Origin of the sequence: Chitinophaga eiseniae, assembly GCF_012641265.1 — a bacterium.
GTDB classification, from domain to species: domain Bacteria; phylum Bacteroidota; class Bacteroidia; order Chitinophagales; family Chitinophagaceae; genus Chitinophaga; species Chitinophaga eiseniae_A.
This window is the reverse complement of sequence record NZ_JABAHZ010000001.1, coordinates 1361330-1373171: the sequence shown is the minus strand read 5'-3', so window position 1 is coordinate 1373171 and position 11842 is coordinate 1361330. Positions and strand designations below refer to the sequence as shown.

General features: G+C 38.1%; 9 protein-coding genes. 6 read left to right on the top strand and 3 right to left on the bottom strand.

The annotated features are described in order from the left end of the window. From HGH91_RS05410 to HGH91_RS31585, 5 genes are all read left to right on the top strand, one after another. Positions 1–1407, top strand: a 1407-nt coding sequence (locus HGH91_RS05410) for a right-handed parallel beta-helix repeat-containing protein (RefSeq protein WP_168737404.1), incomplete at its 5' end; no start/stop codon positions are given. Between the two features lie 455 nt (positions 1408–1862). Next, complete coding sequence (locus HGH91_RS05405; protein ID WP_168737403.1) at positions 1863–2255, top strand: hypothetical protein; 393 nt, start codon at positions 1863–1865, stop codon at positions 2253–2255. Between the two features lie 804 nt (positions 2256–3059). Then, positions 3060–3515, top strand: coding sequence for a hypothetical protein (locus tag HGH91_RS05395; protein ID WP_168737401.1), 456 nt, complete (start codon positions 3060–3062; stop codon positions 3513–3515). Between the two features lie 41 nt (positions 3516–3556). Then, positions 3557–3856 (top strand): helix-turn-helix domain-containing protein, encoded by a 300-nt coding sequence (locus HGH91_RS05390; RefSeq protein WP_168737400.1) that lies wholly within the window; start codon positions 3557–3559, stop codon positions 3854–3856. Positions 3857–4429: 573 nt separating this feature from the next. Continuing rightward, on the top strand, positions 4430–4666 hold the full coding sequence (locus tag HGH91_RS31585; RefSeq protein WP_168737399.1) for a helix-turn-helix domain-containing protein: 237 nt from the start codon (positions 4430–4432) through the stop codon (positions 4664–4666). A gap of 129 nt (positions 4667–4795) precedes the next feature. Here HGH91_RS31585 and HGH91_RS05380 read toward each other — a convergent pair whose 3' ends face one another. Genes HGH91_RS05380 through HGH91_RS05370 form a run of 3 tightly spaced genes read right to left on the bottom strand, consistent with a single transcriptional unit; the run spans position 4796 to position 10605 of the window. Further along, positions 4796–6139 carry a RagB/SusD family nutrient uptake outer membrane protein gene (locus HGH91_RS05380; protein ID WP_168737398.1) on the bottom strand — a complete coding sequence of 448 codons (1344 nt, stop codon included), beginning with the start codon at positions 6137–6139 and terminating at the stop codon, positions 4796–4798. 16 nt (positions 6140–6155) lie between these two features. Continuing rightward, positions 6156–9371 (bottom strand): SusC/RagA family TonB-linked outer membrane protein, encoded by a 3216-nt coding sequence (locus tag HGH91_RS05375; RefSeq protein ID WP_168737397.1) that lies wholly within the window; start codon positions 9369–9371, stop codon positions 6156–6158. Then, positions 9364–10605, bottom strand: a complete 1242-nt coding sequence (locus HGH91_RS05370; protein ID WP_168737396.1) for a TlpA family protein disulfide reductase — start codon at positions 10603–10605, stop codon at positions 9364–9366. Before HGH91_RS05370 ends, HGH91_RS05375 begins: the two co-directional genes overlap by 8 nt. A gap of 619 nt (positions 10606–11224) precedes the next feature. Here HGH91_RS05370 and HGH91_RS05365 point away from each other — a divergent pair. Continuing rightward, positions 11225–11551: a helix-turn-helix domain-containing protein gene (locus HGH91_RS05365; protein WP_168737395.1), complete on the top strand. Its 327-nt coding sequence runs from the start codon at positions 11225–11227 to the stop codon at positions 11549–11551. Positions 11552–11842: the final 291 nt, after the last annotated feature.

Here is an 11842-nt window from a genome sequence, read left to right as displayed (position 1 = left end):
ATTGTGGGATACAGCGACACCTTTCTGGATCTGAAGATAGACAAAAACGAATATCCGTACGAGATAAAGAACGATACACTTTACTTTACAGGAGAGGAATGGAGAAGTAAGATTGGCACCAATTACAACAATATCTTCAATGCAGGTAATAAAGACCTCGTATACGAGACCACCGATAATCCTCTGGGGGAAATTTGGAACGCCACGGCTGAATTGCGTGAGAATGGGTTGGTACGGCTGCATTTCCCGCTTGAAAGGAAGCCGGAGCGCGGAACGCTGATTGCCCTTTACCACGACTATTACATCACCGATGGTATACAGCTGATGCAGAGCAGCCGGCTGTGGCTGGAGAAAATCAACATTTACCATGCCCTGAGTGCTGGGGTCAGCGCTTCCGAATGTGAAGACATCACCCTGAAGCAGGTGAATATCATAGCCAATGAAAAGAAAAATCGTGTATTCAGTACCGTAGCCGACGCCACGCATTTTAGTGGTTGTAAAGGCCGCATTGTGATCGACGGATGCACGGTAACCGGCGCGGGCGATGATTTTGTCAATATACATAGTATGTATGCCCCGGTAGTCGAAGTATTGAGCGATCATGAAGTGCTGCTGGCGCAGCATGATAGGTACATAGGCTTTGAGCAGGGCGAAAAAGCCTGGCGTGTGGATACAGCTACCATGCAGCGCAGGCAGATTTTATCCGTGGTAGGGCAGGAGGATGAATTGGAAAACGACGATGTTACAGGACACCGGATTAAGTTCAACGAGAATATCACCGGTATACTCAAAATTGGAGATCTGCTGGAAAATATAGACAAGAACCCGGATGTGGAGATCACCAATTGCCGCGTGATGAAGCGCCACCGCGCAAGGGGGATACTGGTAACCAGTCCAGGCAAAGTACGTATATCCAATAACTACTTCAATACTGCGGGCTCAGCCATCCTCATTGAAGGCGACCGGACCGTGTATTATGAATCAGGTGCAGTGAGGGATGTAGCTATTGAAAACAATGACTTTGAGAACAGTTTTACCTCCCGCTGGGGAGAAGGAGTTATTTCCATTACACCTTCTATTATTCCGAAAGATTCAGCCTCTCCGGCATATCATCACAACATCCGTATCACCGGGAACACCTTCAGGCATTTCGACCATGCGTTGCTGTACGCCCGTTCCGTAGATACACTGGTGTTTTCATCTAACAGAATGATATATACGAATACGTATCCGCCATTTTCCCGTAAGGTGAATGTGTACCTCGATGGATGCCGGCATGTAACTATTGGCAATAATATTTTTGACACAGCATTTCCGGGAAGGAATGTGTGGATTAAACGTATGAAGGAGACGGATTTGGGGCAGTTCGGAAGTAGCCCGTTGAAAGTATCTCCGGCGGAGGATTAGTCCGGCATACTAAACTTATCAGGATAAATTATTCTTCCTGCTAATTCCCCGGATAGTTTCGAACTTAATGAGGCTGTCTCAAAAGTAATTTTTACCCAATTTTATCCGGGTACCTGGTGGAGAGAGTTTTCGTTTACGATATTCTCAGTGCCTTCAGATTACTTTTGAGACAGCCTCTTTCTTTTGAAAGCAAATTTCTGCATTACAAGGCAGATGATTGTTTTTATACTTTCAGTACGAAGGTGCATCGTTTTTAAAATAGAAAATGTTATGCAATTGTGAATGTGAATCATATCATTGAAAGAACCATTATCTTGAGTACGTATAATAAAACCAGTGATGAGACGTGAAATTATTTGCAAAAAAAATGTAACAATCTAAATAGTACCTTTTCGTAACACCTGCGTTTAGTTAGAAAGAGTGTATGCTAACCTGTTATCAACCGTTTTATTTATATGGATCAACTAACCATGCGTAGTACGTTATTGGAATTAACAAAGGAGCCTTATACCCCTAAAAAATTTGTTGAATGGCTGAAATTTTATGAATCAATTCCTGATTCAGCATTACCTGTTACGCGTAGGTCAACTGCTGAGAATATTGCAGGTTGCAGTAGCTTTCACAAGATGATGCATTATTTACATTATATTCTTTTGGATGAAGAAATACAAATAACTGATGAGCTATACATCAAAAAATGCGCTGACATGTTTGCCAGGGCCTATGCTGCATCCGAAACATTTTTTTATGCCTATTTAAAACAGGTTAACGCGGAATATCATAATAGAGAAAGATCACCCGATAACATCGGCTTAATTGAGCTACAGACCTTGATAGAAAATTTATAATGAGAAAATATAATATTTGAGATGCAGAAAGTTTATATTATTACCTATGTTCTACTGATGCACTATGCAGCTTTTAATGGTGGGGAGGTTCCTCAAAAGAAAGTGGAGGAGAAATTTTCGGAGTTATCAGCTGCTTTACCTAGATATAGGCATCTAACTGATAGTAGTGTCGTATTTCATATACCTGGTAACGTTGTTTTTAAACAGAAACGTCTATCCGACAGTATAAGCGTATGCGATGTAACAATCGACTCTACGGAAGTAAAACATTAGTAGAGTAAGTCTACAGTTTTGTAAGTAAAACTTGTATTTGAATTGTATGGTAAAAAAGCGTAATCCCGTAGTTTATAAGGACGAACGAGGTGTTTCTCATCGTGGCATTTTTAATTTTTACTACAGTGGTTGGGCTGTTCAAACTTTCTTCAAAGAGGACCAGGCAATTCGATCTTTAAATATGTGGCTTTTATTTGATCAAGGAGGGATGTATTTGGATTTTTATGCGGAAAGAAAATTTGCTGAATTTCGACAACAGAATCCTGATGGTGCTTATCTGGACTTGCATATTTGGCCGAATTATAAACCCAGTATTGAATATCCTAGCAAACTAATGGTCGCCTTTAATACCAGTTCCATTAAATTGGAGTTTCAAACTTACCTGTACGAGAAATATGGCCTTATATATGGGATAAGGCAAAGGTATCGATAATGCCAGCGTCGATTATCGATGCAAATGATTCTTCATTAACCTAAACAAGAAATGTTACTGATGACCTATCAATAATTTTTTTTGCTAACATACATGTTATGTATTTCACTTCTCTCTTACATCTGGCACATGATGGTGATTATGTCTCCATCACTATTACATTGTTAAATGCAAAATCAAGTAAATGCTATGAGCATTTAAACATAATGGAGTCTAAAAAATGGTACATACTTGATCCGCTAAGGGTTCCCAATCTTGTTAATTCATTCCAGCTTGTGAAAGTAATAAAGGTACCGGTATATTTCAATTTTCAAGTTATATCAGATCATGATTTTTCAGTGGAATTATTATCAACGTTGATAGATAGATTTCAGCGTCCTGGTACAACAGATAACTTGGCAGAGTTGTATGGAGGAATTGTCCTGAATATAAATAGTAATGCGAAGGTTGTTCTTTCTACCAGGCAAGTTAATGCAGAACAACTGACATTACTTGAAGCAGAACTCAAATCCGAGTGTAGTAAATTTAAAATTCAGCCAACTCCAGATATTTAAACTCTATTTTGGACCAATGTGTTAAATATACTAATCAGGTTATGAACTTTGGGAAAGTCGTTAGGAAACTGAGAGAATATAGCCAGAAAAATCAACGGAATTTTGCTGACTATATTGGTATCAGTCAGACCAGTTTATCCTTCATTGAAAGTGGAAAAACAATACCAACCAATGCCACTTTGGATCGCATTGCGAGAAGGTTCAAAACTCGAAGGGCGCTATTGGTAATGGCAGCTTTCGAGGTAGATAAAGAGCTTTCTGCTAGTAAAAAAAATCAGTTTAATAACTTGTTACCAAACTTTGAAAGAGAAATTTGGTCCCTAATTTTTAACAGTAAGTAGGAATGTCCAAAACCTGCTAATAATACTCACCTGGTCCTCACGATCAGAGTGTATCGATGTTGGCAGTAGCTATACAATATCCCTAGCCCCCGATAGTAAGTTTCAAGATGTCTCCGAATTTCAGTGTCAAATTTCTCTCCTGGATATTTCCCATCCTCAAAATTAATCTGGGCTTCATCGCTCAGAATATATACCGCTAAAACCCCATCGACGTGAACGTGGAAAATTCTCTTTTTGGGGATCTTGACAATTCTTATGGGAACCTGTCCTATTTCTGTAGCAATATAGAATTTGCTGTTTTTCAATGTGGTGGGTACTTTTAGCGTTTTCATTGCGCGGTTTCAGGTAAGTTTAACTTTCCAGAGTTACTATAGGCGAAAGTATTCAGTTGTATAGTGGATTTTTAGTATATATCTTGCCAATTTTTCAAATATTAGAGTTTTATACCGTATTTGTAACTAGTTGTAAGTCAATATATTTTACCTTTTCCAGATTTCAATACTTATATTTATTGTTATTTCTGTTATATTTTAATATAACAACAATTAATTTCATTTGGTTCATTTTCCATAGATGAATCATGAAATTGAGGACATCCGGCTGTTAAACGCTATCAGGGAGGCCCTCTTGCATAGAAAAGAGCAAAGGAAATTGAGTTATAGAAAACTGGCAGCGGCTGCAGATGTTGAGGTTGGCACAGCGTATAACTTCATTAAAAAGAGATCAGATATTACCATGTTAAATCTTATGAAGTTGGTAAGGGCGCTTGATTTTACTCTCATTGAATTATTACAGACATCAAAATCTTAATATTGACCCGCAAGTTTCCTCGATACTACCAATAAGGTTTTGGTTAACCAGAACCTTACTTCCAATCTTTCATCACGGCAACCCTGAGACGAATAATGCCGCCTCATTTGTGGGAGGCGGCATTTTCATTTATCTATGGTTTTTCTGGATATGGGATTGAGCAAGTACGTCTATTGGAATTTGTTGGGCGTATCGCAAATCATTGTGTGCTAGTAAGTATTCTTTGCCTTGTATTTTTCGCTTTACTACTATATTGCCGCCATCGGTATTCAATCTCCTGATGTCTTCCCAACGAACCCCTCTAAACAGCAATTCTTTTATACGTTCATTCAATATTAACTGGAGGACGTTTCCTGAATTTGCGGTCCTGGGTGTGAATGAGCTATCATAACGCATTTTAAGGAAACTATTCAACACAGCTAATGCCTCATTATCCTGGCCTTCCCTTGCAAGGCATTCCGCCCGAATCAAATATACTTCGTCTGCTGCCAGCCCACAGAACATTTGAACTGATGCCGATCCATCATAGCTGCCGCGAAAAGCCCAGGTACTATCCACATTTTGGAAAAAAAACAGATGCCTACGTAGATCACCTGGTGGATAGAGGTTTACCAGATTGCTGTCAACTTTGCCAACCGTAGGGTCAAGTAGGGTACTATAGTTTCCGGTGAGGTGAAAAATAACTTCCGAATTATACCTCTCAAAAGGAGCATCGCGGTTGACTAAATTATAGTCCAAAATGGTTAATCCCTGATTTATGCAAAGAGCTGCATACTTTCCGGCGTCTCTATAATTGCCAATAGATAGGTTTATCCTTGCCATCAAGGCATAGCCAGCTGTTTTACTTGGACGTGTTTTAAATAGAACTTCATTGGGTAAATCTGGTAATGCCTTCTGTAAATCTTCCAGTATCACGCCGTAACACTCTCTTATAGTACTACGTGATGACTCAACATTGATGTCAGATTTGAGTTTAAGCGGAATGCCAGGTTCATCCCCATTTTCTGAACTAACTGTATATCCCTGGGAAAATTCCTGCAATAAGACGTAATGAGCCATGGATCTAAAGAATAGCGCTGAGGCTTTAATCTGCTTTTTTCGATCTGTATTTTTATCATCTATTTTTTCCAATCTCTCCAATACAAGATTTGTGTTTAGAATTATTCTGTATGTCAAAAACCAGTCTCCGGAATAACTGGCTTCATTATCAAATATGTACATTAGCCTATCAATTTGTGGTAGAGACTTCCAGTCATCATCAGTTACATAGTAGCTATCGGAGTAAACTTCACCACCAACAGGCCACAGTAGATTCATTGTCATTGCATCATCTAACATGGCTTGCAGATCGTTTAGTGAAGAGGGTACAACAAGGCTTTTGTCTGGTTTAATATCAAGATATTTTTTGCAACTGGAAATATTGATAAGTATAATAAGTATCAATCCAACAGCTGAAATTATTTTATATTTCATATAATGTCTTTAATAATTAGAATGATGTTTTTACTGCGATGGTATAGCTACGTGGTGGTGGCATTTTCCCATAATCTGGGTCGATTTTGAATTTGTTAGCACGATAGAGAACACCGACGTTGTTAGCATACAGTTGTATTGAGAGGCTCTTCAAAATGTGACCAGGTTTTATCTCTGGATGATATACTAGGCCAATATCCTTTAATCTCACAATGTCAGCCTTCTCAACTAACACTTCAGAATTTTGATAGAACTCATCCCTTGCATTATCGAAAGGATAGACCATTGCAGGTATTGTAGTTTTCGCCTCATCACCTGGTTGCTTCCATCTATCATAATAATCTGCATTCATGTACCAGTTTGCAAAGCCACTATAGTTTACTGATGGGCGACGAAAGTAATGGCCAATTTTCCAGGTAATAGTTGAACTGATACTCCATTTTCCATACGATATGTAAGGCTGTAGTGAACCATAAAATGGTGGCAGGCTACGTCCATTGTAGATGAGTTCATTTGTAGTAGTCTCTGATTTGATATTCCGATAATCTTCACTAGGCTTGCCATGCAGATAGCCAATAGGATTTCCTTGTCCTGAAAGCCCTGCCCATCTATATGAGAAGATTGCATCAGTTGGAAACCCTTCAATTGGGTTAATTCCAGAGTTAATGTAACTACTAGCCGAAGGATAGTGATATAGATAGTTTATAATTTTATTTTGACTATAACTAAAGATACCATCAATTGATACTTTCACCTTTCGGTTTAATGGCACTGTGTGAAAAGTAAAGTCAATTCCATGAGACGCAATTGCCGCCGAATTTCTATTTACAAACATGACACCCGTCGTTGGGTCAATTGCGGTATTTCCGATAAGATCGGTACTTTTTTTACGGTAGTATTCTATGCTTCCTGATGCCACTCCATTCCAAAAATCAAAATCAACTCCGATGTTCAATGTTCCTGTTTTTTCCCACCTCAAATTAGGATTAGGAGGTGAAACCAATGTAGCGAACGGTGCGTCAATAAAATTATCGATAGGAGTTCCATACTGAATGATTGGAAGCGCTGATAACGTATTCTGTAAATTTCCACCATAACCGTAACTTATCCGCAAAGCCAGTTCGGAAAGAATTTTTGTGTTGATAAAGGACTCTTGGTTTAGATTCCAGCGAAAGCCAGTTGACCACAATGGGACGCCACGTTTATTGGTATTTACTCCCAGGAGATTAGATGCGTCTTTTCTAATACTTGCTGATATTATATATCGGTCTTGGATATTGTATGCAGCATTACCATAGTAACTTGTGAATCTATAGAGCTGTCCAGTGTATGCTTGAGGGTTTGGCACTTTCTGCTGGCCCGCCAGGTTTTGGTAAGTTGTAAAGTAGCTTATATAATCTATCGGAGAAAAAGTGAGTAAATCTGAATTGTAGTTATACGTTCTACTTACCTCCCCGTCGGCCTTGGATTCCTTGACCTCGGCACCGACGATTGCTGTTAGCTCATTAGACTTTATTTTCTTTTGATAGTTCATTTGTCCCCGAATGTGAAAGGTAGTTGAATGACTAGTCGTTAGATCATAGATCGGTCCATTAGGAATATGTTGACTGTACTGATTATCCACAATCCCAGTGTAAATATTTATTAAGTTTCTAGTGAAATAGTTATCGGAGTTATATATTATGGGATTCTCCGTTTTTTGATCTTCCATTTGAAACTTAGTATCCAGGTTAAAGTCTTTGTTTAGTTTGATTTTTATGTCAGTGTATAATCTGATATTGTTATACTTGTTTATGTTGCTAATGGTATATAGGTCTTGCATTGGTACATATTTCCAAGGTAGTAGTGTACCTTTTCCTGTTGTGTCTTTAAATGTAGATCGGTAGTCCTTTGGTAGTGATGCCAAAGATGCGTTTTCGTTCACAAGTTTTGCGTATGGATAGTACCTGGTCTTTGTTCCCCCAGGGGTGATTTTATCCGGACCACCGTTGTCTTGCCGGGTAGAAGAGTGGGTATAAGCAGCACCTATTTTAATATCCATCCACTTCTGCATTTTATAAAGGTTTTCTGCCCTCATAGTTAGTCGGTCCATATTATTTTGTACAAGGGAACTTTGTTCGTTATCATATCCAATACTGAATAGATATGCGTGATTGTTTGATCCACCACTGATGTTCACAGCCACCTGGTTGTTCACAGCATTACGGAATAAGTAATCACGTAAATCTTTTCTGAAATTGTTGTTACGGAGTAAATCTATACGTTGCATCGCAATTGAACTGGATATTAACCCTCTTTTTGCGCTATCCAATAGTTCCACAACTGGTGATAGGACAGGAAATCTCCGTCGGTTGTTTAAATCATTATTATAAAATCCCTTTTGAAATAAATCTATTTCCAGGGAGATATAATCGGTAGATAGTATCGAATAGTCTTTAAGTAAGTTCGGTTTTTCCGATATAGTTGTGCTTGTTGAAATGTTTACTTTCATTTTACCATTAAATGCGGCTTTCTTAGTGGTCAATACAATTACTCCATTTGCGGCCCTAGCCCCCCATATCGATGCAGATGCAGCATCTTTCATGATGGTTATCGATTCTATATCGTTTGGATTAATACTATTGATGTTGTCCACCGGAAAATTATCGACAACAAAAAGGGGAGAGTTATTTGCAAAAAGAGTGTTTCGGCCTCTGATGAAAATCTTCTCAGAAGCACTGGTATTATCAAATAATAGTGTGGAAGTACCTTTTAGGTATTGAATTATATTCAGGTTGAACTGTCGGTCAAGTGCTGTCTTATTGATTCGTTCAAATGCCCCGGTAGCACGTTCAGAAGGAACAGATTGATACCCTGTTGAAACTTCAACTTGCTTTAGGGTAATATCCGTAGGAAATAAGGTGATTTTTATCACGTCTCCTGAATACTGTCTAGGTATAATAACGGTATCACTCATGAATCCTAAATTCGATACAAACAAGGTATCTGGTAGTCTAAAATCAGGCAGATTGAATTGTCCATCTTGATTACTAATGGTGATTTTTCCCTTGCTGATGCTTCGTATAGTGGCGCCAACAATAGGAGTCCCTGCCGTGGTAGTCACCCGTCCAGCTATTATAGTTTTTTTATCTTGTGCTGACAATTGATGACCTGTTAATAAAATGAATAGAACACTTATGCAAAGGAGATCAAAAAGCAGTTTGTGAATTTTATATATGGGTGTATTATTCATATTTGGATATTTTTTCTATTATTAGATATTCAGTGGGAATTGTCTGAATTTTGTAGCAAAACCCCAACTGGTTTAATTTTTGAATGAGCGACGGAGTATCTGAAATTTTCCCAATCACGTTTATAAATCCTTTCAAACGAGTGCTGTCAACAATTGGAGGCAGAGAATTAATGTTGTTCAGCGTATAAAGGAAGTCTCCAATTGTTCCATCTAACATCGATAAGAAAGCCCCGTCATCGCTACAATTTATCTTTATCTGGTTCTTTGTTGAATCTTTTATTTTGCCTGCATAGCCTGTAATTATAATGGTGGGAGTATCTTTAATTGTCAGGTATATATTTGTATTTGTATATTTCTTTAAATCCTCTAGCATATAATATTTCCTCGACGTTTCAATTGGTATTCTGGTATCATAGCAATATGTGTTTTTGCGTTTCCACTCTTCATAATACTGATAGTTACCTGATGGAATATATCTGGATTTATCTTCTACATATAGAATTATCCTGTTTTTTGTAAGTATCATTAGCCTATTGACTGCCATCATAGCTAATTCTGGAATGGTCCAGTTTATAGCAAACCGCCGGACTGTCTTTTTGATTGTATCAATTTGAACACCAGACCTGGTCTGTAAGCCCTTGGCATATGGTACAAATACACTATAGAATAATGGGACTTCTGATGGTTCTGTTAGCTGAGTTCTAACAAATGGATGATCATACGAATAATTTATTTCTGTGAAATCCAGTTCTGATGGCTTCTTCCCTTTTAAGTATAATTTTAGATTTGCATCGGTCAGATATTCCTTTGTTGATCGGAAAAAAATAGTACTATCTATTAGCCAGTAGATGTACGGTATTGAATAGTGTTGAAAGGTCCGATTCAATATTTTATCAGAATATATAATAGGCAGAGTTATGCCTATCTGCCGCCGCGTCAGGAAGTTTTGAATCGTCTTTATGTCCTCGGTGGTAACCAGGATAATTTGCACTGAATCATTATCCATTTGTATTTTTTCAAGTTCCTGGATATTTGATATGCAAGAGCTGCAGGTGGTTGCGAAGAAGTCCAGTATAACGTGCTTTCTGTTGAAGGACGCTAAAGACTGCATTTGTAGCTTCCCATTAATTAATACGTTGTTTGTGTGTGTCAATACTCCTGTTGATGTAATAGGTTGTCCTTCCAGGTATAGGTATGGCAATAGCATACCCAGAAGAAAAAATAAATTTTTCATGTTAGATGTTGATTTTGTAAGAAAAATGAGATGTGATTTGGTCAGGGGGCTACTCCCTTAGCCCCTAACAGTGGGTAGTACAGAGAAGAAAAGATTGGGCGAATAGAAATACGCCCACGCAGTTTCCTCGAATTTAACTCACAGCCTGTATGGCTGTAACAGCGGTATTACAATCGTTGTATTTAATAATTGGAAGATAAGGAAAAGCAACAATTTTACGGGGATACACAAAAAAAATACGTGGGTTAGTCCCCATCTACCCCAACAGGCTGCGACACCCCCAGGCTGAATGAAGACGCCCACGCAGTTATGCGCGAGCGTTTTTCCTTCATTCTCTCAGCCTGTAAATCCAAAGTCGCAGTTTGTTGGAGCTAAGATTGAAGCAAAACGCTTACAATTTTCAATTAAAACGGATTGCAAATTACATTATAATACTATACGTTGTACTTTTTCCACTAATAAAACCGAACTAAAATTTTTTTGTTGTTAATAATTATTTAGCCCCAAGGTAAATAAATTTAGCCACAAGAAAAAATATTTTAGCTCTATGGTTATATTTCATTGAAAACCATTTATTTTCAGGTAGTTACTTTTGCTTATAGGTAAATAAATTTAGGTTATGGGCAAAAAAGTTAAGGTTGAAGGTAAAAATGATGTTCCGAATATAGTGCTGAACCGGATTGCTGCTGCATTAAAAGAGAAAGGAATGTCAAATGAAGAGCTTGCCGCGAAAATCGAAGTTGCGCCTTCAACTCTTTCACAGTACGTAAACAATAATGTCCAACCCAGTATTCAGATGTTTTTTCTTATTGCCCTGGCAATTGAAGTTGACGTGAGGGAATTATTTGTATGGAACAAAGACCTGAGCGCAGGCGATAAAGAAAGTTTGAGGAAAGCGTTGTTAGCTTTTACTTATAAGTCCAAACGGACTAAACCCAAAAGATAATAATATGTAATAGCCACGCATTGGATTTATATTGATTAACGTTCGAATCGAAGCGATACTTGGTCAAATTTAAAACTGCGTTCATTTTCTGTTCATTTTTTAATCTCAGGGTTTTACAAAATATTATTTCTAAATTGCTGTTTCTTGTCCTTTGGTGGTATGGCCCCAAAGCTGCATATCATCTGTTATAAAAGGAATTTGGGGTTAACAAACAATGGATGAAAGGCCGGTTCTTGATTCTTCTCGAACTGGCTTTTTTATTCGTAAAAGCGCTGGTACCAGATAACACTT